Source organism: Sphingobacterium sp. FBM7-1, assembly GCF_020687765.1.
GTDB lineage: Bacteria > Bacteroidota > Bacteroidia > Sphingobacteriales > Sphingobacteriaceae > Sphingobacterium.
On record NZ_JAJEWJ010000011.1, the window covers coordinates 62070 to 86417 of the forward strand.

The window sequence follows — 24348 nt, forward strand, 5'->3', positions numbered from 1 at the left end:
AAATGATATCACGGAAGATACTTTAAATAGAACAAAATTATACATCATAATGAGTAAGAGAAAAGAAGTTTTAGACGCCATCTTAAAACAGGGCATGTTGCCTTTGTTTTTCCACACGGACGTCCAAGAAAGTATAGATATTGTAAAAACGTTATATGCCTCTGGTATTCGCGTTTTCGAATTTACGAATCGTGGAGAAGAGGCAAAAAAGGTTTTTAAAGCGCTGATAGATGCTCGAAACCAGGAGATGCCTGAACTTCAGCTCGGTATTGGTACCATCAAAACAAATGCCGAGGCCGAGAATTTTATAAGCTTAGGGGCGGATTTTATTGTTGCGCCTATTGTCACGCCAAGCGTGGGAGATATAGCCCACAGTCACGATCTGCTATGGATCCCTGGATGTATGACCCCTACGGAGATCGCTTTGGCACAACAAAATAAAGCATCTTTAATCAAGTTGTTTCCAGCAAATGTATTGGGGCCAGGATTCTTGTCTGCTATTAAGGAGCTGTTTAAAGGACAGCTGTTTATGCCTACCGGGGGAGTAGATTTAGAAATTGAAAATTTGAAATCTTGGTTTGGCGCGGGTGTATGTGCTGTAGGAATGGGAAGCAAATTAATCAACCCTAAGCAGGTTGATGGTTTGGCCGAAAAGACAAAGCAAGCGTTAGCACTGGTTGCACAAGCCAAGATGGAAATTGAGAAATGAGTTTGATATACATGAGTAACGAAAAATTAAGAAAATAAAAGCTACACCAATGAACATGGAAAAGAAAACTGCTTACAGGTGGACGATATGTTCCCTGCTATTTTTTGCAACGACAATTAACTATTTGGACAGACAGGTACTGTCGCTCACATGGAAAGATTTTATTGCTCCAGAGTTCCATTGGACTAATAGTGATTATGGATTAATTACCGCCCTATTTTCTATATTTTATGCGGTAAGTATGTTATTCGCCGGTCGGTTTGTGGACTGGATGGATACAAAAAAAGGATTTTTGTGGGCGATCGGTATCTGGTCAATAGGGGCAGTTATACATGCATTTTGCGGTATCGCCACCTCGGGTATTGTAGCGGGCGAATGGTTAGTAGGGTTTGAGGGAGCAAAGGAAGCTATCGCACGTGTCAGCGACGTTGGTTTGGTAGTCAATGTGAGTGTAACCTTGTTTATCTTCGCCCGTTTTGTGTTAGCTGTGGGGGAAGCAGGTAACTTTCCGGCTGCGATTAAAGCTACTGCAGAATATTTCCCGAAAAAGGATAGAGCGCTTTCGACGAGTATTTTCAACGCTGGCGCTACAATTGGCGCTTTAGCTGCACCCCTTACTATTCCTGTAATTGCCCAGCATTGGGGTTGGGAAATGTCCTTTATAATTATTGGTGCTTTAGGTTTTGTGTGGATGGGTTTTTGGGTTTTTATGTATAAAAAACCGCATGAGCATCCTAAGGTCAACAAAGCTGAATTGGCATATATTATGCAAGACGGCGATCAAGTTGAACCCGAAGACGTTGTAGGCGCAGCTCCTGCGGAGAAGAAAAAAATGTCCTTCGCACGTTGTTTTCAATATAAACAAACGTGGGCATTTGCGTTTGGTAAATTTATGACAGACGGTGTTTGGTGGTTCTTTTTGTTCTGGATGCCTGCCTACCTTTCTTCGGTTTATGATATCAAATCATCCGATACCGAAGGACAGTTAGCTTTGTTTGTCTTATATCTAATCACACTACTATCTATCATCGGTGGATGGTTACCAACGTATTTCGTCGATAAGAAAGGCTTAAACCCTTACGAGGGTAGGATGAAAGCTATGCTCTTGTTCGCATTTATCCCATTAATTGTGTTGTTCGCGCAGCCTCTAGGACACCTTTCGTACTGGGTACCTGTGTTGTTCATAGGTATGGCGGGAGCTGCTCACCAAGCTTGGTCGGCGAATATTTTCTCGACTGTAGGTGATATGTTCCCACGTAGCGCTATTGCTACGGTTACAGGTATCGGTGGACTCGCTGGAGGAGTAGGTTCCACGTTTATTAACTATGGCTCTGGACAACTGTTTGATCATGCGGCACAGACACAGATGAAATTTATGGGCTTTCAAGGAGAAGAAGCAGGTTATTTTATTGTCTTCTCCTTCTGTGCGGTGGCTTACCTTATTGCATGGGCAGTAATGAAGACTCTAGTACCGAGAATGGAAATAATTAAAGAATAAGTAAACAAATATTTAATCAACCTAAACAATTTATCAATGCAGTTAGATTTAGAAAGCATTTTCTATAGCGAAGGAGATATTCCCGCGGAATTTGCTTTGGAGGGACAGATTGATCAGCGAGAGTTTCTTTCAAACGGCGAGATGTTAACGTGGACAGGTCAAATCAGTGAAGTATTTTCACCCATTTGTGTAAAAACAGGAAATGGGTTGGAGCGAAAGCGGATAGGCAGTTACCCGGTATGTACCGAAAAGGAATCTATGGTAGCGCTTGATGCCGCTGTAAAGGCGTATGATAACGGGCGTGGTGAGTGGCCAACGATGAGTGTGGCCGACCGAATCAGCTGCGTAGAGCGTTTCACGGAGAAGATGTTGGAGAAGAAGGATATCGTGGTAAAGCTCATTATGTGGGAAATCGGGAAATCTTATGCCGATTCTGTTAAAGAGTTTGATCGTACGGTTGAATATATTTATGCAACAATCGATGCTTTGAAGGATCTGGATAGAGACTCATCCCGTTTCCAGATGGAACAAGGAATCATTGCACAGATTCGTCGGTCGCCGCTTGGTGTAGTACTTTGTATGGGGCCGTTTAATTATCCGTTGAATGAAACGTTTACGACGCTCATTCCAGCATTGATTATGGGTAATACGCTGTTATTTAAACCACCAAAGCATGGAACTTTATTGCATTACCCATTGTTGGAAGCGTTTCGTACTAGCTTTCCAAAAGGTGTAGTAAACACCATTTACGGCCGTGGAAATAAAATCGTTCCGCAGTTGATGCAGTCTGGTAAGATCAATGTATTGACCTTGATCGGTTCCAGCCGTGTGGCCGATGAGTTGAAAAAGTTGCATCCGCGTGTGAATAGGCTACGTGCTATATTGGGACTGGATGCGAAAAATGCAGCGATTGTGACCAAAGATGCTGACCTAGATTTGGCTGTTTCTGAAACCGTATTGGGATCACTGTCCTTTAACGGGCAGCGATGCACAGCGTTAAAGATTGTATATGTACACCGGAGTATTGCACAAGAGTTTTTGAAGAAGTTAAGTGCAGAAGTTAGCAAGTTGAAGTATGGTATGCCTTGGGAAAAAGGTGTAGCATTAACGCCACTACCGGAGGTTAATAAACCTGCTTATTTAAAGGAGTGTTTGGAAGATGCGAAAGCTCACGGGGCTAAAGTGATCAACGAGCATGGAGGGGAAGTATGTGAATCCTTCTTCTATCCAGCGGTTGTCTATCCAGTGAATGCGCAGATGAAACTTTACAGAGAGGAACAGTTTGGTCCAGTTATCCCTGTCATTCCTTTTGATGATCTAGAAGAGCCTATCGAGTACTTGATTGAATCTTCACACGGGCAGCAGGTTAGTATTTTTAGTAATAACCATGCTGTGATTTCTTCCTTGATAGACCCGTTGGTTAATCAAGTAAGCCGTGTTAATATTAATTGCCAATGTCAGCGCGGTCCAGATACGTTCCCTTTCACGGGAAGAAAAGACAGCGCCGAAGGAACACTGTCTGTGGTGGATGCACTTCGGTCGTTCTCCATTCGGTCACTCGTGGCTACAAAGAATACGGATACAAATAAGAAAGTATTGAACGAAATAGTTAGCGATCGTAGCTCTAACTTCTTGAGTACACAATATATCTTCTAAAAACAAATATGGGCAGATAAAAATCTGCCCATATTTGTTTTCTGGATAACAACTTTATTACCTACCATCCTGTCATTTTAATATATCGGCTATTTTAGGTATTATTACAAGATAATTACCTGTTATGGCGTTTGAGAACTATACGATAAAAGATATTGCAAAGGCCTTAAACCTTTCTACATCCACTGTTTCCAGAGCTTTACGTGATAGTTACGAAATTAGTGCAGACACCAAAAAACTAGTATTGGAGTATGCTGAAAAAATAAATTACCGTGCTAATCCCATAGCGCGTAGCCTAAAGGAAAGAAAAAGTTACAGCATAGGCGTTATTGTCACAGAGATTGCCAACAATTTTTTCTCTCAAGTGATTGATGGAATAGAATCTGTGGCTTATAGCAAAAATTATCAAGTTGTTATTTCGCAAATGCGCGAATCTTCTGCACGGGAACGACTCAATGTCGAGCACCTTTACTCTCGCTCCACAGATGGATTATTGATCGCCTTGTCTGCCGAAACCATGGATATTACCTATTTAGAACATTTGATCGGTAAGGGCTTCCCGATCGTGTTTTTTGATCGGGTCCCCAATTTGGCATCGTGTCATAAAGTAATCGCAGATAATCGCCAAGGCGGCTTTGATGCGATACAATATCTGGTAAACAAAGGAAAGCGAAAGATCGCGCATCTTACCGGAACAAAAAAACTCTCTATTACCAGAGAGCGACTAGAAGGTTATAAAATGGGCTTGGAAGCCAATGGACTTCCCTACATCCCCGCACTGGTTAAACATTGCGAATACGGAGGGCTTCATCAAGACGAAATAGAGCAAGCCGTTACGGAACTGCTACAAGAAGAATATGATGCTATTTTTATCTCCGGGGATAAGTTGAGTATGGGATATTTGCAGGCGATGAAAGAGCGGCCCGGAGCTGATTTAACCAAAATTGAGGTCACCGGTTTTACGAATTCCAAAGCCGTAAGTCTTTTCTCTCCGCCTATCACCGCGGTACGCCAGCCAGCATTCGAAATGGGAGAAAGAGCTGCTGAACTTTTGATCCAGCAAATTGAAGCCAAACATCCCATCGAGGATTTTCAGACCATCGTGTTCCCCACCACCTTAATTGAACAGGGGATATAACCTAATTTTTATTAAATACCGTAAGGCGGCTGGTCAATGCGAACATCAACAAGCCAAAACAGGCGAATACCCCAAAAGAATAACGTAAATTAAAGACTTCGGCTATATAACCGATTAACGGAGGCCCCATTAAAAAGCCCAAATAACTGACACTCGATACCATCGCTAAGGCTACGCCGGAGGAAATGGTCTTATGTTTTCCAGCAACAGAATAAACCGAAGGTATATTACAGGCCACGCCAAGCCCAACGAGCATGAAAGCTAGCGTACATAGTACGAGTTGCGGGAATATTACTGCACCCATCATCCCTATAAACATAAGTAGTCCGCTAATCTGTAATGTCCGTTTACGGCCAATTCGACTAATCACGGCGTCTCCCATAAACCGCCCTAACGCCATCATGATCATAAAGGAAGCGTATCCAAGGGTCGTCCATTTTTCCGGAGCTTTCACAATGTCGTGAAAATACACACCGCTCCAATCGAACATCGCGCCTTCGGTTGCCATGCTACAGAAACCGATTACACCTAGCGATATGAGTAGACGATCAGGCTTGAAGGAAAAGGACTTTTTCTCTGACGGATTGGAGTCATCCTGTACAAGATAGGCTCGATTAAGGAGAATATTAATAAGCATCAGCCCCAAGATGATGTAGAAGTGCGTTTGTGTGGAGAGGTCAATGTTGAGGGAAACCAATCCAATTACGGCGCCCGTAAAGCCGGCAATACTCCATGAACCATGAAACGATGACATGATGGATTTCTTATAGAGTCGTTCCGCTAATACCCCCTGTGTGTTTACGGAAATATTACAGAGATTTCCAGTGATTCCAAAAAGTAAGAGGGTGCCTCCCAATTGCCATGCATTGGATGCATAAGCTATTGAACATAGGACCATTAAGTAAACCACCGCTGCAATCGGCATAATACGATGGCTTCCGTATTTACCGACTAATTTCCCAGAAATGGGCATAGTTATCAATTGGCCAATCGGCAATGCGAGCAAAATGGTTCCCAGTTGGGCTTCGGTAAGCTGCAATTGTTCTTTTATTACGGGAATACGGCTTGCCCAACTGGCGAAGGCCAATCCTTGACCGAAATAAAATAACGAAACCGCCAAACGGATGCGCTGTTTGTTTCCATACACTGCCGTGTTTTTTGTACTTGTTGACGAGTCCATGGTGATATCCTGATATGGGAACAAAAGTACACTAAATTTTGTTCATTAGAAATTGATCACACTTTTGTAAATTTGATTGTTCGTCAAGAAATAACCGAAAGGCAAAGATCTACCTGCTGGCTTTGAGAAAGCCGGATCTTGCTTAAAGATAAACCATTCTGCATGGATGAACAACGAATATTAATTTGAATGTAAATGAATATGCTATCCATATTACGGGAAACCACACCACTCTCAGAGAAAGATTGTTTTATGGTGTTTTCTCGCGAGAAAACGGAATTCGATTTCCCTGTCCACGTACATGCGGAGTATGAATTGAATTTCATTGAAAACGCGAAGGGAGCGCAACGTATTGTGGGTGATAGCATAGAAGAAATAGAAGATACAGAACTGGCACTGGTTACGAGTTCGAATTTGGAACACGGATGGGTGAATCATCGGCTGGGGGAGGGAAAGATAATTAAAGAGATTACCATCCAATTCCATCCTAATCTTTTAAATGATCAATTACTGAATAAGAATCAATTTAGAACTATACAAAGTATGTTCGCTAAAGCGGCATACGGGATGTCTTTTGGTGTGGAAGTTACCAAGCAGATTAAAGAAAAAATTTATGATTTGGCTGCCGACAACGATGGTTTTTACTCCGTGATGAAGCTCATAGAGCTTTTGTATGCGCTTTCACTCGATACAACGGCACGGACGCTCTCTAGTCGCTCATTTCACGCGGATAATCAACAATTTAATAGCAGACGGGTAGAGCGGATTATCCAATTTTTAATGGAGACTTATACGGAGGAAGTGACTTTACGGGATGTCAGTGATTTGGTGGGCATGACAGAGGTATCCGTAAGCCGTTTTTTAAAACTGAGGACAGGACGAAGTTTTGTGGATACGCTGAATGACATCCGGCTGGGGCACGCTAGCCGAAAGTTGATTGATACCACCTATAGCATAGCAGAAATAGCGCTACAATCTGGATTTAATAACTTATCAAACTTTAACCGAATCTTTTTGAAGAAAAAAGGCTGTACACCGTCAGATTTTCGGAAGAAATATCGGGCGTCCAAGTTTTTTCTGTAAAAAGCTATCCTGCTTATCGCCGTCTCTATTTTGGGAGGATAAGAAAATGCGTCTATGGCATGCCGCTATGTGTTAGTAGAGATATATATTGGCTTGATAAGTGTCTTTAATGGATAAAAAAGTATTACATCCGAAAATAAGTTCTTCCTACATTTGAGTATTGCTTATTGTAGAGCAATAATAAACCGCCAATACTTATATAAACTAATACCATAGATATGAATAGATTATTTTATTTCATGCTGTTTGTAACGTTATTACCTACCTGGCTGCAGGCACAGAACATGCAAGTCAGTGGGCGGGTAACCGATTTGATGCATGGCGGAGCGGTTTCGGGCGTTTCTGTCAGCGTGAAGGGGACAACTAGCCAAACAAGTACGGATAACGAAGGCCGCTATCGTATTCAAGCCCAAGCAAACAGCGTTCTTGTATTTTCCTATATCGGAATGGAGACACAGGAAATTCGCGTCATGGGGAACGAACTGAACGTGCGCATGGCCGGCAGTGTAAACGAACTCGACCAAGTAGTAGCCATCGGTTATGGTGCCGTCCGTAAAGGTGACTTGTCTGGTTCTTCAGTCACTGTCAGCGAGGAGCAATTAAAAGGATCGGTTGTAACCAACCTCGACCAAGCATTGCAAGGTCGGGCATCAGGCGTCACAGCAACCATGACTTCGGGCGCGCCTGGAGGCGCAATGTCTATCCGGGTACGGGGGCAGGCAACGATCAACGCTAATGCCGAGCCTCTTTACGTAATCGACGGAGTGATCGTGCAGGGAGGTGGGGCTAGTGGCGCATCTTTTGGTTTGGGGGATGCACTTGGAAATGGAAGCGTGTCTACCATCTCTCCCCTGTCCACCCTCAATCCCGCAGATATTGTTTCGATAGAAGTGCTGAAGGACGCCTCTGCAACGGCGATTTATGGAGCACAAGGTGCGAATGGGGTGGTGCTGATAACGACAAAAAGGGGACGAGCAGGCGAAGCGAAGTTTGGCTACGAAGGGCTAACCGCCATACAAAACCAACCCATCCGATTGGATATGATGAACCTGCGGGAGTTCGCGGCTTTTAGCAACGATATTGCCGGGGAAACTAATTCCAGAGACAATCGCGTGGAGTTCCTTGATCCGTCTTTGCTTGGTGAGGGAACAAATTGGCAGGAAGCGATTTTCCGGAATGCCCCGATGCAGCAGCATCAGCTATCTGCGCAAGGCGGCACAGACGCTGTGAAGTACTATGTTTCGGGCTCTTTTATGGACCAGACCGGTACGGTCATCGGTACGAATTTCGATCGATATTCTTTCCGGTCTAATCTGGATGCACAGCTTAAAAGCTGGTTCAAATTAGGTTTAAACGCAATGTATTCCGCTACGGGCGAACGGCTCAGTTTGGTAGATAGTGACGAAGGGGTCGTGAAGTTTTCATTGTTAACGCCGCCCGATATTCCGATTTATGATATAGATGGGAATTACGCCAGTGTAGTACGGGAAGGCTACACCACATTGAACCCTATAGCGAAGGCACTGAGCGACAAGATACTGCTGGATAGAACCAAGTTAAACGGAAGCGTCTTCGCCGATCTGACCATTTTGGAAGGCTTGGTGTGGCGATCAGAGCTTGGATTTGATATTAGCGGATCACGCGCAGAAGTATTCGAGCCTACATTGGAATTAGGGAACTGGAGAAGAACCATAAATATGAACGCGTGGCAACGCAACAATAGTAAGTTCTGGCAACTCAAAAACTATTTGACGTACACGCGTAACTTCGGCTCAGGGCATGCGATCAACGCTATGCTCGGACAGGAAGCATGGGAATCTACTTACGAGTTTATGCGTATCAGTGCCACGGGGCTCCCTTCCAATGACGTGCAAAACCCGCGTTTAGGAGAAGATCCACAAATAAATTCTGGGTTTGGCGAATCCGCGATGTCTTCTTTTTTTGGCCGCCTGATGTATAATTACCAAGATCGATTTATGGGAACCTATACCTATCGTCGGGACGGTTCATCTAATTTTGGGCCAGAAAACCGTTGGGCAAGCTTCCATTCGTTTGCGACGTCTTGGCGTTTCTCTAACGAAGCGTTTTTTGAGCCTTTGAAATCTGTAGTGTCTGATGGTAAAATACGTGTTGGATGGGGACAGACGGGGAATTCCAGTATAGGATCCTATCTCTGGGGAGCAAGTATCACGATGATGCCCACTGGACTTGGACCCGGGTATCGACAGTCTAATATAGCTAATCCCTATATACAGTGGGAAACACAGGAACAATGGAACTTCGGATTAGACCTAGCGTTCTTCAACGACCGGCTAAGAGTAGTCGCGGATGTCTACGATAAAACTTCCAAAGACATGTTAATGGCGTTGCAGCTTCCCTCCTATATGGGAACACGCGGAAACGCTTCGTCCGCATTGGCGTCGCCGATGGGAAATTATGGCACGATCAACAATAAGGGATTCGAATTGGCCGTATCGACCAAAAATATGACGGGAGCTTTCGAGTGGGATACCGATCTCCAGGTAACTGTCAATAAGAACAAATTGGTCGCATTGGACGGCACGGCGTCTGCGCATATTGAGGGATACGGACAATGGAGTGATGTTGTTTCGGTATCTCGAATCGGCGAGCCGCTATACAGTTTTTACGGATATAAAGTGATCGGTGTGTACCGTGACTTGGAAGACTTGCAAAACTCACCTAAACCCGAAAAATATCCCTCCGACGGCGTATTTAATAGAGCTAATACAACTTGGGTAGGCGACCTCAAATATGCTGATATCAGCGGACCGGATGGGGTGCCAGATGGTATCATCGATACTTACGACCGGACGGATATCGGTTCACCGATGCCTAAATTTACTTTTGGCATTAATAATAGCTTTCGGTATAAGAATTTTGATCTCAATGTATTTCTAAACGGATCATACGGGAATAAAGTAATGAATTATATGGGGATTAACCTATCTAATATGTTGACAGGATGGAATAACCAACATCAAAAAGTCGCCGATCGTGCTATCCTGCAGCCGATAAATCCAGACAAGAGTTACCCTGCGAACGTCAATGGAACCGTTGTCAACAATTGGTTTGAAGATGTCACCAACATCGAGGTAAGCAATCCGGACACAAAAATACCACGGGCAATTTTTAATGATCCGAACGATAATGACCGAATTAGTGATCGTTATATCGAGGATGGTTCTTACCTGCGTGTCCGCAATATAGCATTAGGATATACCTTGCCTTCGACGTGGACGGAGCGATGGCGGTTGGACAACGTGCGGATATATGTCAATATTCAAAACCTGCATACTTTTACTAAATATACGGGATATGACCCAGAGATTGGAGCTAGTATGGCCAGTTCCAACGTATTTGGTCTGGATAACGGCCGTTACCCATCTCCCCGCACTTTTTCTGCCGGTATAAATTTATCTTTTTAATAATGCAAAGAATGAGAACAATGAAAAGAATATATACACAGATACGACATGTCTTTTGTTGGGTAATATTGACGTTCGCTTTCGGGTCTTGCGGAGACTTTTTAGATCGCCCTACCGTAGACAGCTATACCATCGATATCTTTTACCAAACGGATGAACAATGCTTTCAGGCCGTTAACCCGATTTATAATTCACCTTGGTATGATTACCAACGCGGATTCTTCAAGGTCGGCGAGGTGCTTTCGGGAAATTATTATATGGGTAACTCGCCTTACCTGACTTTTACCATTAACTCTACGGATCAGGATCTCGTCAACATGTCCGCCTCGTTATGGTCCGTCAACGCGTATTGTAACGGTATACTGGAAAATATCGAAGCCAAATCCGGGCCTAACGTGAGCCAAGTTGTGAAAAATACCGTGAAAGGAGAGGCGTTAGTTTGGAAAGCAATGACTTACTTTTATCTAGTACGCACGTTTGGAGCGGTGCCGATTGTCCACAACAATTCCGAAGAGATTGCAGCAGGAAACTATAACGAGGTATTTAAAGCACCTGTCGAGGACGTGTATCAGTATATCGTAATGACCTTGGAAAAGGCTATAGAGTGGCTTCCGCTTAATAATCGCCCCGGACGTATCGATCGCTTTAGCGCATACGCCCTGCTATCCAAGGTTTACCTGACCAAATCAGGGTACGGACAAAGTGGTTCGCGCAATCAGGCGGATTTAGACCAAGCCGCGGAGTATGCGCGGAAAGTAATCGATGAAAGTGGTCGTATATTGACACCGGTATATTCCGATATTTTTAGGCTAGAGAACAACTTCTCCAGTGAAAGTCTTCTTGCCTGGCACTGGGTATCATCGGAAGTGTGGACCTCACAGAACACTTTACAATCCGACTTGGCACTGACGGGGTTTTCCGAATTTGGCGATACTTGGGGAGACTGGGGTGGCCCTTCTGTCGATCTTCAGGATGATTTTAACGAAAGCGCTCTTTCCTTGACGCGGAACAACGTCGATGTTCGTCGAAAAGCGACCATGATGATGTACGGCGACGTTTATGCATATTTTTGGGCTGATCAGGGTGGATTCGATTATGCAGATTTTGCCGAAAATGTAACAGGCGAATTTCGCTCACCTACCGGGGCTAATAGCGTGAAGCACCTTGTTGGGAACAATAGCGACCACGTAGCCGGTATCGGAGTACCCATGCGGAATATGTCAACGAGTTTAAGCACGCATTTGCTGCGGTTGGCAGATGTGTATTTAATCTATGCAGAAGCCGTTATGGGCAATGCGGGTTCAACGACGAATGCCAAGGCGCTGGAGGCCTATAACGCCGTCCGCAAGAGAGCCGGCTTTAGTGGTAACACGACCTCAATTACTTGGCAGGATGTGTGGAAAGAAAGGCGCCTGGAGTTAGCCTGTGAGGGCGACCGATGGTATGACTATGTACGTTGGCACTATTATCAACCCGCAGCAGCAATAGCGGAGCTAAAAGGACAACGAAGAAGTTTTTACATGGGGCTCGACGATTTCTATAAGACGGAGATCTTTGATTCTAACGTGACCCGTTATGATGATAATCCGGTAGTTCCAAATATTACGGGTGCACATTTTCAATTGCCCTTTCCGGACACCGACCTGACGATGAATCCGAATCTGCTGAAGGATCCGATAAAGTTTGATTTTAGTAGTATACAATATTAACCTGAGAAGACATGAAAACAATATATAAAACAATGCCGAAGATAGGTATCGCATGTGTAGGTCTATTGCTTTTATTTTCGGCGAATGCCTGTAAGGACGATACGGATATGTTTGAATTGGAAGATGGCACACCGATGATTCGCTATGTGCGCGTGCCGGACGAGAACGTAAGTGATTCGCTTTTGACGAGCGCCTTCTTAGGTAACAGTATAGCCATCATCGGAGAAAATATGAAAAGCGTATCCGAGATTTGGTTTAACGATCAAAAAGCAGTGCTGAATACGAGTTTTATGACGGACGAGGTCATTATAGTATCGGTACCACGAGATATACCAGAACACGTTACCGATAAGATTTATTTTGTGAATAGCTCGAAGCAGGATACCGTAGCGCACGGCTTCAATGTACTGGTGCCACCGCCAGCAGTCGTAGCGATGGAATGCGAATACGTACCAGAAGGTGAAATCGCTGTGCTAAAAGGTAATTATTTCCTTTCGACGGCGACACAAGACCATCCGGTGGTGGTTTTTTCACCTAATATAGAGGCTACAGAAATCGTCTCACATTCCCTAACGGAGATTCAGGTAATCGTACCTCCGGGCGCGGCTGAAGGACCGGTTTCGGTACAATCGCGTTATGGCGCGGCTCGGTCCACCTTCCATTTTAGAGATACCCGCGGAATGCTTACGAATTATGATGCAGATTATCCGATTGTGAACAGTTGGGGTCGAGCCGGAAGACTCGAAAGTGATCCTGCTATTGCATTATCCGGAAACTATCTGAAGTTATCTGGCTCCTTTGCCGAGCCGACGGAATGGAGCGCGGCAAGTGAGAGTGACGGACTGAGCCACTATTGGGGGAATGAAAACGGCCATACCGGAGCAGTCTTCGATGGCAGCCCGGAAGAAATGGTGATGAAATTTGAGGCCTTTGTTCCCAATCCATGGAGTTCCGTGGGGCTTTCCTTTATTTTCGCTGCTACTGGTACAACCAACGGCCCACTCTATGAGGACGCCAAGCCGCGTGGAATATGGATGCCATGGAGAAATGCCGGTGTGTACCAAACTGATGGTTGGGTGACCGTTGCTATCCCACTTTCGGAGTTTAAGTACGACGGAGCAGGGTCGTCTTTGAACGTACTTCCCGAGGCGTTTGACAATTTGAATATTTTCTTGGCCAACCGCGGGCTGGTGTATGTGGGGACGGCATCCGACCCGGTGATTTTAATGGATAATTTGAGAATTGTGCCACAGTAACCTAAAATAAACGATGATGACAGTCTTTAAAATAAAAAAACACCGATTGGCGCTGTGGCTCGTCTGCTTGCTGATGGGGGGGCTATTCTTCACCTCCTGCGAAAAAGAAGAACAAACGGAAGGGGAAGATACCGTACAACTTGAGGTCTTTGGGCCCTCGCCGGCCTTGCGCGGCAGCGACATTCGGTTTATCGGAAACGGAATGGATAAAGTGAAGGCCGTGGTATTGGCTGATGGCACGGAGATTACGGATATAACCGTGGTCAATTCCGGTGAGATCAAGATAACCATACCACAAGAAGCACCGTCCGGACATCTCGTCCTAAAGTATGAAGGAGGCGAAATAAGGACAAAAACACCACTAACCTATTCGGAGCCTATTGTGATAGACAAGATAGCGCCTATGCAAGTGAAGGCCGGTGACATATTGGTCATTGAAGGGGATTATCTAAACCTGATCGCCCAGGTTATATTTGCGAAAGATGTGGCGGTGGATAGTGTAGATTTCATTAGCCAGTCGCGGTATAAGATTGAAGTTTCCGTTCCTCGTGAGGCGCAGACCGGTTTAATCAGTGTCTCTAACGGAGCGGAGGTGCCTATCTTAGTTTACGGAGAAGAAGAGGTAGGTGTGGTAGTGCCTACCGTGAAATCTATCGCGCCTAACCCTGTAAAGCCGGGAAAAGGACTGCTGATTACGGGGACTGATTTTCAGTTGGTTCAATCTATCCTTTTTTCAGAGAATATCACGGTGGCCGAGTTTACCGTTAATGAATCTTATACAGAAATCAAGGTGGATGTGCCGCATGAAGCAAAAGAGGGTCTGGTCAAGCTGTTATCGTATTCCGGTCTTGAAATCCTTTCGGACGAGTTAGGCTTGTTAGCTCCGGAGATTGAAAGCATAGCACCTAACCCCGTAAAGAGTGGTGCAAAATTGGTCATAACGGGAGGAAATTTAGATTTAGTTACTTCCGTCATCTTTTTCGGTGATGCTGAAGGAGAAATTGTGGCGCAATCTGCCACAAAGCTTGAGGTTAGCGTTCCCCTGTCTGCGAAAGATGGTGAACTTGTTCTAAGTACGCATTCGGGCAAGACAGCAACGGCTACGCTGACATTGGTGCAACCAACGGTCAGTAGCTTAAACCCAACGAATTTGATGGCAGGGAATGAATTGACCATCACGGGGACACATCTCGATTTGGTACGACAGGTGATATTTGGCGGAGGGCATGTTGTAGATGATATACAGGCGACGTCTGCCACCACGTTGCGTGTACAGGTGCCGATGTCGGCAGAGTCCGGTGTAATTACCTTAGTAATGGCGAATGGAGCAGCGGTGGAGTCGTCGATGTCGTTGACTGTAACGTCGCCGAACATACCCATTATCACCAAAATCCCAGCATCGGCTAAGCCGGGCGACTTGATTCGAATTGAAGGTACGAAACTACATTTGGTAGAGAGCGTCTATTTTCAGGACAATGTAAAAGGGACCCAATACGGAATGCGCAACGAGAGTCTGATAGAGGTGTACATTCCACAAAATGCCGCAAAAGGCAAAGTTAAATTGAAGCTTATTACATTCGACGGGAAGGAAGTAGAATCACCGACATTCACCATTTCAGGAGTCGATCCGGTCGTTGACCCTAGCTACGTGTTCTTCGATTTTGACTCAAAAGGAAGCTGGTGGGGAACGCATGGCCAAGTGGAAAGCGCGTCGAACTTGTCTATTAGTGGTAATTATTTCCGGGTAAACAAACAATTGGCCGGCGGATGGGATGATTTCTTTTGGCGGAATGGACGCGACAATTTCAAAACAGATGGTGTAACCGTGGCAGAATGGGCGATTAGAATGGATGTGAATGTATTAGGCGGCACGACCCAAGCGTTAAAATTCCGATTGAATGGTGCAGATGGCGATTTCTGGGCGATTATTCCGCCGCTAGCTAACGAAGGAGGCTGGTATACTGTCACGATTCCGTTAACAGAATTTAGAGATGACAATGGAACAGGTAGTGGCCAACTTCCAAACGTGCAGAATATCGATCAGGATTTTGGAATGGCGACAAATGGTGCCGCCGGGATGTTGAATATCGCGATAGACAATATTCGGTTTGAGAAAATAAAATAGAATTCTTACAAAGGACGATTGATTATTTATGAAAAATAAACGGCGCGCTTTATGGCTGTGTATTGTTTTCTTATGGTTTAGCTGTTCTAAGGGCAATCCAAACAATGAGTTAACGGATGCTCCTCAGCCACTTTTGCTTTCTTCCTCTGTGAAGGATGGCGCTGATGGCGTGCCTATCGGAGAGAATAACATTGTCCTGAGTTTTGACCAGAACATCGTACTGGACCAACAACGCAGGATAGAACTCAACGGGCAGCCCGTTGGACAAGTGTCTGCAGCTTTCAAAGAGCTGAAAATAACGGTTCACTTAGAAGGCGAAACCCGTTACACACTAAACATCCCCGCGCAGACCATAAAAGGTCCTAGCGGGGTGTTTGCAGCGGAAATACAATTGTCATTCACCACGGCTGACGTTCAGGATCCAGCTATCGGTATGGCTTTAGTAACCCGAAATGCCAGCGTGCAAGCCACAAAGGTATACGACTTTTTGCGTGAGCAATATGGAACTAAAATGATATCGGGTACTATGACCAACGTCAGCTGGAACAGCCACGAAGCCGAATGGGTATATCGACATACCGGAAAATATCCGGCATTAAATTGTTTTGATTACCTCCATTTGCACGCTTCTCCCGCCGACTGGATCAACTACGAAAACACACAGGTAGTAGAAGATTGGTGGAATAATAAAGGGCTGGTTGCGGCTTCTTGGCATTGGAACGTACCAGCAGACGAAGGAAGTACCGATTATCATTTCTATACCCAAGATACCCGTTTTGATGTCTCCAAGGCGGTCATTAGCGGAACCTACGAAAACACGGTGGCTACCGCAGACTTAGAACGGATGGCGGATCATCTTATTCTTCTGCAAGAGAAGCACATTCCCGTTTTGTGGCGGCCACTACACGAAGCCTCCGGGAAATGGTTTTGGTGGGGGGCTAAAACGGCTGAAGACTACCGAAAATTGTGGATAATGATGTTTGAAATCTTCCAAGAAAAAGGGTTAAATAACCTGATTTGGATTTGGACAAGTCAGGGTGGTGATACAATGTGGTACCCGGGAGATGATTATGTGGATATGATCGGATGCGACCTCTATGATAAGCAAAATGCAAACGAAATCGCCGCATTGTATGCATCGTTGCAAAAGGAGTATCCGGCCAAAATGCTGACGCTAAGCGAGTTTGGGGAAGTGGCGGACTTGCCCACGCAGTGGAATAGCGGAGCGAAATGGTCGTGGGCGATGCCTTGGTATGATTATGACCGAACCAAAAGCCTATCCGGATTGGAGTTTGATAAAAAGGAACATATACATGCCGATATCGATTACTGGGGACGCCTATTGGCAGATGAACGGACGATTACCCGAGACGAGATGCCGGACCTGCGTTAAGAAAGGCTTCGTCTCATTAAAATAAAATGTATGAAGAGCTATTTGTTTAAAGCCGTAAAGGCATTATTTTGGAGTGCGGGCGTCTGGCTTCTTGTCAGTGGCTGTTCCGCAGGAACATCGAACACCATCTCGGAACGCGACGAAGCCCCGATGACCGTCGTAGAACGACATGGACAGCTAACTGTGCAAGGGGTAGCCCTGCACAACCAGCATGGCCAACCACTTGTGTTACGGGGTGTGAGCTTGGGCTGGCATAACTGGTGGCCGCGCTTTTATCATAAAGAAACCGTCGGATGGCTCGCACAAGACTGGGATATATCTGTTATCCGGGCAGCGATTGGTGTGGGGCCAGACGGGTCTTACCTTGACAATCCAGCATTTGCACTCGAGTGCCTATATCAGGTTGTAGATGCGGCCATCGCGGAGGGAATTTATGTTATCGTAGATTGGCATAGCCATGAAATTCACACCGATGAAGCAAAGGATTTCTTCAAAACAATTGCCACGAAATACCAGGAATACCCAAATGTGATATATGAGATATACAATGAGCCAGTAGAGGATAGTTGGGCAGAGGTTAAGCACTATGCGGAAGAAATCATTGCGGAAATTAGAATGATCAATAGCACAGCGATCATCTTAGTGGGATGTCCGCACTGGGATCAAGATATTCATCTTGTAGCCGAAGATCCGATACAGGGCTATGATAACATCATGTATACGGTTCATTTCTATGCGGCCACCCATAAGCAAGATCTGCGAGACCGTACCGACAAAGCAATGGCTAAAGGTATTCCGGTCTTCATATCCGAATGCGCAGGAATGGAAGCTACCGGCGATGGGCCGGTCAATCACGAAGAATGGCAAAGTTGGGTTTCGTGGATGGCTGACAGGAACATAAGTTGGGTCGCTTGGTCCATTGCGGATAAAAATGAAACCTGCTCTATGATTCGCGATCCGGAAGCACCGCGGGCAGTCTGGGCTGATGAGGATTTGAAAGAATGGGGAAAGACAGTCCGAAACGAACTAAACAAGAGAAATAAAACCGAACATACTCATAATGAATAATAAACCACAACCTGATGATTTTATAGAGGATAGAATGAACGACTTATTTGCTAAACGCGTTGCAGCTATGGGTGCAGCACACGAACAATTGATCAGGCGGGAAAACATCCCGATTTTACAAGGTAATGGAATTTTTGAACGTTACCGTTATCCGGTGCTCACGGCAGCACATACGCCGCTTTTTTGGCGCTATGACCTCTCGCGAGAAACCAATCCCTTTTTTATGGAAAGATTTGGTATCAATGCCACATTCAATGCCGGAGCCATCCGATTCGAAGACAAATATGTGCTTGTTGTAAGGGTAGAGGGGAGTGATCGGAAGTCTTTTTTTGCGATCGCCGAGAGTCCAACCGGCGTCGATAATTTTGTTTTCCGGAATCATCCCGTCACGATCCCAGAATTAGACGATCCAGATGTTAACGTATATGATATGCGCCTCACGGCCCATGAAGACGGTTGGATCTACGGATTGTTTTGTACCGAACGGAAAGATCCAACAGCTGCAGTAGGAGATCTTTCCGCAGCGGTGGCTTCGGCAGGCATTGTCCGCAGCAAAGACCTCACTAACTGGGAGCGGTTACCGGATCTAATATCCAAAAGCCAGCAACGAAATGTGGTGCTTCATCCTTCCTTTGTTAATGGAAAGTATGCCTTGTATACACGTCCGCAGGATGGCTTTATTGATGCTGGAAGCGGTGGAGGAATAGGCTGGGCATTGGTAGACAGTATGGAACACGCAATTATCACCGAAGAACGCATTTTGAACCACCGGTTTTACCATACCATAAAAGAACTGAAAAATGGAGAAGGCCCCCCTCCGCTCAAAACACCAAAAGGATGGCTACATCTAGCGCACGGTGTCCGTAATTGTGCAGCTGGCCTGCGATACGTCCTATATCTGTATCTAACCGACTTAAATCAACCTGATAAAATAATCGCTGAGCCGGCCGGATATTTGATGGCGCCCCAAGACGATGAACGGATAGGAGATGTGTCTAATGTACTTTTTTCTAATGGCTGGATAGCAGATGCAGACGGAAAAGTGTATATTTATTACGCTTCGAGCGATACCCGTATGCATGTAGCGGTATCCAGCATAGACAGGTTGTTGGATTATTGTTTACACACAGCAGCGGATGGTTACCGTTCGACCACCTCCGTACAAACACTAATGGATCTGATCAATAAGAATCAGCAACTAAAAGCCCATCCCTAAAATATGGAGAGCAATCGGATCAACTTAAAAGAAAAAATTGGCTACGGCTTAGGCGATGCCGCCTCTTCTATGTATTGGAAGTTGTTCAGCATGTACCTGATGTTTTTCTATACCGATATTTTCGGAATAGAAGCGAAGGCTGTGGGCACCATGTTTTTGATTACCCGGGTGTGGGATTCCTTGTTTGATCCCGTAGTGGGTGTTTTTGCGGATCGTATCCATACGCGATGGGGTAAATTCCGGCCCTTTATTTTGTATATGGCAATACCCTTTGGTGTAATGGGCGTCTTGACTTTTTATACACCCTCATTCGGACACACAGGCAAGATGGTGTATGCGTACCTGACCTATTCGATTATGATGATGGTATATTCGGCTATTAATGTCCCCTATGCATCTTTATTAGGCGTAATGAGTTCTTCTCCCAAAGTACGCAACGTGCTAGCCACGTATCGAATGACTTTTGCTTATTTGGGGAGCTTTGTGACCCTATTACTATTCAGTCCCTTAGTTCACTACTTCAGCGGCGGGAGCCAAACACTTACCAATCAGCAACAAGGATGGACGTGGGCTGCATTGGTCATTGCAATATGTAGCGTCATCTTGTTTTTGTTGTGTTTTTCTTGGACACGCGAGCGCGTCACTCCTACACAGGAACAGCGATCTACCCTTAAGGAAGATATTCGGGATCTCTGGCATAATGGCCCATGGTGGATATTGCTCGGGGCCAGCATCATGACTTTGTTGTTTAACTCCGTGAGGGATGGAGCGGCGTTATATTACTTTAAATATTACGTTCAGGAAGAGATGTTTGGCAATATTTACCTATTTCGTATACCTTTTGTACTGAGCGGGTTGTATCTTGCTGTAGGACAAATAGCGAATATTATCGGCGTTATCGCAGCGGCACCGTTGAGCAACAAGATTGGGAAGAAAGCGACATTCGTTTTAGCAATGGGCGTCGCGACGCTGGGCAGTGTAGCTTTTTTTGGGCTGGAAAGCCAAGACCTATGGGGCATTTTTGGCTTACAGGTGGTGATCAGCATCTGTGCGGGCACCGTCTTTCCCCTTCTTTGGTCCATGTATGCCGATTGCGGAGACTATTCAACGTATGTTACCGGTAACAGAGCCACAGGTCTGATTTTTAGCTCGTCTTCGATGAGCCAAAAGCTTGGCTGGGCCTTAGGGACCGCTTTGACCGGCTGGCTATTAGGTTACTTCGGCTTTCAAGCAAACACCTTACAATCCACCGAAACCTTGAAGGGTATACGGATGTTTCTTAGTTTGTTCCCTGCCATCGCGGCCGCTTTATCCGTCGCTTTCATTAGCTTTTATCCGCTAAACGAAAAGAAAATGCTTCAAATTTCCGACGAATTGCAAAAAGGAGAATAATAATGACAACACGGAAAGGCCTATTACGTGCAGACAAAGAAAGAGAAATAATAAGCATGAAAGGATTTAGAGCGGAATTAGAAAATAATATACTCTCTTTTTGGAAAGACAAGATGGTCGATGAAGAGCACGGTGGGTTTTTTGGAAAAATGGATATGTCGAACCGGATCCACCCTACCGCAGATAAAGGCGCGGTAATGACCTTTCGTGTCCTGTGGACATATGCGGCAGCCTATCGCGTTTTGGGGAACAAAATGTATCGGCACATTGCGGAGCGAGCATACCGATACGGGAGAGACTTCTTTATGGATACGGTAAATGGCGGTGTATATTGGACGGTGAATTATCGTGGACGTCCGGCAGACCGAAAGAAGCAGCTGTATGCACAGGCTTTTGCACTGTATGCCATAACCGAATATTATCGGATTACGGAAGAAGCGGAAGCGCTTACATTAGCGATGGAACTTTTCACGCAAATAGAAAAAGGTGCAGATCGTAATTTGGGAGGGTATGTAGAAGCATTTGCTGAAGATTGGATGCCCTTGTCGGACATGCGGCTCAGTGAAAAAGACCAGAATGTGGAGAAGACAATGAATACTCATTTGCATATTATGGAAGCATACAGCAACCTCATGCGCGTCCATCCGGTACCTCGGGTTGCGCGAGCTTTAAAAATGCTGGTGGACACCTTTATCACCAAGATATACAACCCGAGCGGTCATCTGGGGCTCTTTTTCGATAAAAATTGGCGAAAAACAAGTAACGTTGTTTCTTTCGGCCATGATATTGAAGCCGCTTGGTTATTGCAGGAAGCTGCATACGTACTTGACGACAACGCGCTCATTGAACGATGCCGTCCGATTTCCATCGCTTTGGCCGAAGCTACCTGTGAAGGGCTGTTGGCGGATGGCAGCCTCGCCTATGAGCGACACAACAGTCGTATCGACGAAGAACGTCACTGGTGGGTACAGGCGGAAGCTGTCGTAGGCTTCAGCTATTTAGAGCGGCTGTGTCCCCAACAGGGCTTCGGGGAGAAGGCAGCCCGACTTTGGTCATATATACAGCATCAATTAGTGGATGTCGAACATGGAGAATGGTATTGGAGTCGTTTGGAAGATGGATCCATTAACAAATCCGATGACAAAGCTGGCTTTTGGAAGTGTCCTTACCACAATGGGCGGATGTGTTTGGAGTTAATCGAAAATTTTGAAAAGGAGTAGCATTTGAAAACTGTAACCGAAAGATGGATAAATTAGGTTTACTACTTATTATAATCAGTATGGGGATCATCGGGGAAGCGTGTAAGAGCACTTTTTCAGATGGGGTTACCGTTTTACCATCAGATACACTTGCAACGGAGGAAACTAAGCGATTATATGAGCGGATTTGGGATATAGCCTCAAGAGGCACCATGGTTGGTCATCAGGATGATCTCGCATATGGTCACCTGTGGTACAATGAAGATGGCCGAAGCGATGTAAAGGATGTAACGGGGGACTATCCCGCGGTGGTTGGTTGGGAGATTGGTGATTTAGAATTGGGTAAAATGCATAACCTCGATTCGGTATGCTTTACAAGGATGCAAAAATATATAAAGGAAACTGCACGTCGCGGAGGTATTACAACAATCAGTTGGCATACCAACAACATAGCAACGCAGCACAACGCATGGGATAATCAGCAAGACACTATTGTTCGCACGATATTGCCAGGCGGTGTACATCATCACGCTTATTTGGGCTGGCTGAGTCGTATAGGAGACTTCTTTCTTCAGCTAAAAGATGAGAATGGAGCGTTTATTCCGGTGGTTTTCCGTCCCTATCATGAACACACCGGCTCCTGGTTCTGGTGGGGAGCAGATCAATGCACCGCCGAAGAATATAAGGCATTATGGCGGATGACGGTGGCGTATCTCCGTGAAACAAAGCACATACATCATTTACTTTTTTGTTATTCGCCAGCTGCGGTCAAAAGCGAAGCGGAGTTTATGGAACGTTATCCGGGAGATGATGTTGTAGATATGGTGGCCTTCGATTGCTATGTTCAGCGAAAAGAATCCATTAGTGATGATCTAAAGACATACAAAAGGCAAATGGAAGTAAATATTGATATTGTTACTTCCGTGGCGGAAAAAACGAGAAAGATCGCGGCTATTGGTGAAACGGGTTTAGAAGGGGTTATAGACACTACCTATTTTACCCAAACGATCTATCCTTTAATAAAGAGCAAAACTTTAGCTTGGGTTTTATTTTGGAGAAATGCATATGAAGTAGACAAACGTGAACATTATTATTTACCCTTTACAGGACACGCTGCCGCCTTCGATTTTGAGAACTTTACAAAAAAGGAAGACGTTTTGATGAACAACGATTTGTAAACCGTATCTCTCTTTCATTTTAACCAATGTAAAATGTAGTTGTTTTTTTAGATAGAAAAAAACGCTATTTTTAATTGGAAATTGGGAGATATGAAGAAATTATATGGACTGATCGTCATCTGTTATTGTTGGATAGGAGTCCTACAAGCACAAACTCCACAAAAGCCCGGCTGGATTTTGGGAGCATCTGCAGGATGGCAATACCAAAGCGGGAACTTTGTGAAATTATCGGGATGGGGATTGTTCGCGCCCAATGATGATCAATATATAAAGTTTAACGCCGGAGCTAACCTCACGTGGATGCAAAACAAAACGACGGTTATACCGGAACTCGGGATCACATATTATCTGCGAAACAGTTTAATTTTTCCGTTTCTACAAGCAGAAGTCACTCCGTATACCATTACACCTAAGGCGGGGATAAGTATCCTCTCGCTCGTAGACCTCGGTATAGGCTACGGATTTGATATGGATACCAAGAACAATTTTAAAGCCTTAAAAGGATTAACCGGGTCGATCACTTTAAACATACCGTTCAATTTCTATTGATAAATGAGCATATCTGGATATACTGTAACCAAAATACGCACTGTTAGGATGATGAAAACAGGCAGAATAATTGATGTTTAGACATCTTTCTGTTCTAAAACTGTATAAATAGTTGATACAGAAAAGTTTTCGTAGCGATGAAGTTTCGTAAAAAAACAAAATAAATTTTTAATCATCATAAAAAAAAGATACTTTTGCATCCCCAAACAGCTGTTGCGTTAAGGGTTGAGAAATAAATAATTACAGTAAAAACAGATATGACTAAAGCAGAAATTATTGCGGAAATCTCTAATAAAACAGGCTTAGAGAAAGTAGATGTTCAAGAAACAGTAGAAGCGTTTTTTAAGGTGGTGAAAAACGCAATGATTAGCGGAGAGAATGTGTACGTTAGAGGTTTCGGAAGTTTTGTTGTGAAGAAAAGAGCAGAGAAAACAGCTCGTAATATTTCAAAAAACACAGCAATTATCATTCCGGCACACTATGTGCCAAGCTTCAAACCCGCAAAAGTTTTTGTAGAGAAAGTTAAACAGGGGAACAAGTAAAACACACTGAA

18 protein-coding genes are annotated in these 24348 nt (G+C 44.8%); 17 read left to right on the top strand and 1 reads right to left on the bottom strand.

Features of this window, described 5'->3' with window-relative positions:
- The first annotated feature begins 49 nt into the window (after positions 1-49).
- From LKO28_RS14825 to LKO28_RS14840, 4 genes are all read left to right on the top strand, one after another.
- Positions 50-709: a bifunctional 4-hydroxy-2-oxoglutarate aldolase/2-dehydro-3-deoxy-phosphogluconate aldolase gene (locus LKO28_RS14825; protein ID WP_227695811.1), complete on the top strand. Its 660-nt coding sequence runs from the start codon at positions 50-52 to the stop codon at positions 707-709.
- 49 nt (positions 710-758) lie between these two features.
- Positions 759-2207, top strand: a complete 1449-nt coding sequence (locus LKO28_RS14830) for an MFS transporter (protein ID WP_227695812.1) — start codon at positions 759-761, stop codon at positions 2205-2207.
- 36 nt (positions 2208-2243) lie between these two features.
- Complete coding sequence (locus tag LKO28_RS14835; protein ID WP_227695813.1) at positions 2244-3863, top strand: NADP-dependent glyceraldehyde-3-phosphate dehydrogenase; 1620 nt, start codon at positions 2244-2246, stop codon at positions 3861-3863.
- A 124-nt stretch (positions 3864-3987) separates the two neighbouring features.
- On the top strand, positions 3988-5001 hold the full coding sequence (locus LKO28_RS14840) for a LacI family DNA-binding transcriptional regulator (protein WP_227695814.1): 1014 nt from the start codon (positions 3988-3990) through the stop codon (positions 4999-5001).
- Position 5002: 1 nt separating this feature from the next.
- Here LKO28_RS14840 and LKO28_RS14845 read toward each other — a convergent pair whose 3' ends face one another.
- Positions 5003-6181 (bottom strand): MFS transporter, encoded by a 1179-nt coding sequence (locus tag LKO28_RS14845; RefSeq protein WP_227695815.1) that lies wholly within the window; start codon positions 6179-6181, stop codon positions 5003-5005.
- 195 nt (positions 6182-6376) lie between these two features.
- Here LKO28_RS14845 and LKO28_RS14850 point away from each other — a divergent pair, with 195 nt between their 5' ends.
- From LKO28_RS14850 to LKO28_RS14910, 13 genes are all read left to right on the top strand, one after another.
- Complete coding sequence (locus tag LKO28_RS14850) at positions 6377-7264, top strand: AraC family transcriptional regulator (protein ID WP_227695816.1); 888 nt, start codon at positions 6377-6379, stop codon at positions 7262-7264.
- Positions 7265-7482: 218 nt separating this feature from the next.
- Entirely contained in the window at positions 7483-10710 is a 3228-nt protein-coding gene (locus tag LKO28_RS14855; RefSeq protein WP_227695817.1) for a SusC/RagA family TonB-linked outer membrane protein, read from the top strand.
- A 20-nt stretch (positions 10711-10730) separates the two neighbouring features.
- Positions 10731-12419, top strand: a complete 1689-nt coding sequence (locus LKO28_RS14860; protein ID WP_227695818.1) for a RagB/SusD family nutrient uptake outer membrane protein — start codon at positions 10731-10733, stop codon at positions 12417-12419.
- An 11-nt stretch (positions 12420-12430) separates the two neighbouring features.
- On the top strand, positions 12431-13675 hold the full coding sequence (locus LKO28_RS14865; protein ID WP_227695819.1) for a glycan-binding surface protein: 1245 nt from the start codon (positions 12431-12433) through the stop codon (positions 13673-13675).
- 13 nt (positions 13676-13688) lie between these two features.
- The gene (locus tag LKO28_RS14870; protein ID WP_227695820.1) at positions 13689-15800 is read left to right on the top strand and encodes a glycan-binding surface protein; all 2112 of its coding nucleotides are present in this window, start codon (positions 13689-13691) and stop codon (positions 15798-15800) included.
- A 28-nt stretch (positions 15801-15828) separates the two neighbouring features.
- On the top strand, positions 15829-17193 hold the full coding sequence (locus tag LKO28_RS14875; RefSeq protein ID WP_227695821.1) for a glycosyl hydrolase: 1365 nt from the start codon (positions 15829-15831) through the stop codon (positions 17191-17193).
- 30 nt (positions 17194-17223) lie between these two features.
- Positions 17224-18261, top strand: coding sequence for a glycoside hydrolase family 5 protein (locus tag LKO28_RS14880; protein ID WP_227695822.1), 1038 nt, complete (start codon positions 17224-17226; stop codon positions 18259-18261).
- Positions 18254-19477: a glycosidase gene (locus LKO28_RS14885; RefSeq protein ID WP_411028050.1), complete on the top strand. Its 1224-nt coding sequence runs from the start codon at positions 18254-18256 to the stop codon at positions 19475-19477. The genes LKO28_RS14880 and LKO28_RS14885 overlap by 8 nt, the downstream gene beginning before the upstream one ends.
- A gap of 3 nt (positions 19478-19480) precedes the next feature.
- On the top strand, positions 19481-20869 hold the full coding sequence (locus LKO28_RS14890; protein WP_227695823.1) for an MFS transporter: 1389 nt from the start codon (positions 19481-19483) through the stop codon (positions 20867-20869).
- Between the two features lie 2 nt (positions 20870-20871).
- Positions 20872-22089 carry an AGE family epimerase/isomerase gene (locus tag LKO28_RS14895; protein WP_227695825.1) on the top strand — a complete coding sequence of 406 codons (1218 nt, stop codon included), beginning with the start codon at positions 20872-20874 and terminating at the stop codon, positions 22087-22089.
- A gap of 23 nt (positions 22090-22112) precedes the next feature.
- Complete coding sequence (locus LKO28_RS14900; protein WP_227695826.1) at positions 22113-23246, top strand: glycoside hydrolase family 26 protein; 1134 nt, start codon at positions 22113-22115, stop codon at positions 23244-23246.
- 90 nt (positions 23247-23336) lie between these two features.
- Positions 23337-23795 carry a hypothetical protein gene (locus tag LKO28_RS14905; RefSeq protein WP_227695828.1) on the top strand — a complete coding sequence of 153 codons (459 nt, stop codon included), beginning with the start codon at positions 23337-23339 and terminating at the stop codon, positions 23793-23795.
- 257 nt (positions 23796-24052) lie between these two features.
- Positions 24053-24337 (top strand): HU family DNA-binding protein, encoded by a 285-nt coding sequence (locus tag LKO28_RS14910; RefSeq protein ID WP_093364748.1) that lies wholly within the window; start codon positions 24053-24055, stop codon positions 24335-24337.
- Positions 24338-24348: the final 11 nt, after the last annotated feature.